Source organism: Aeromonas bivalvium (assembly GCF_000819765.1).
Lineage (GTDB): Bacteria > Pseudomonadota > Gammaproteobacteria > Enterobacterales > Aeromonadaceae > Aeromonas > Aeromonas bivalvium.
The window spans coordinates 84,684-84,979 of record NZ_CDBT01000030.1 but is presented as its reverse complement, the minus strand read 5'-3'; the positions used below and the strand labels follow the sequence as shown (position 1 = coordinate 84,979).

The following is a 296-nucleotide window of genomic DNA, read 5'->3' as shown; positions in this document are numbered from 1 at the left end:
CCGAGCGTTACGGCCACTAGATGCACCGGCTGATCCTGACAGTGACGGGGCTGCTGCTCTGGCTTCCCCTGCTCGCCGGCCTGCTGCTCCTGCTGGGCCAGGGGCTGACCCCGGCCCCCTGGCTTCGACTCCTTGTCCAGCCCGGGCTCTGGACCTCCATCGGCCTCAGTCTCTGGACCGCCCTCGCCTCCAGCCTGATCAGCCTGCTCCTGGTCGCCCTCCTGCTGGCCCACGGCGAGGGGCGCGGCCTTGCCCTGCTGCGCCGCCTGCTCTCGCCGCTGCTGGCCATGCCCCAC

The 296-nt window shown here is 72.0% G+C and carries 1 pseudogene; it reads left to right on the top strand.

What is annotated here, in order from left to right:
- Positions 1-20: 20 nt before the first annotated feature.
- Positions 21-296: pseudogene (locus BN1119_RS20690) on the top strand (ABC transporter permease); the annotation flags it as partial.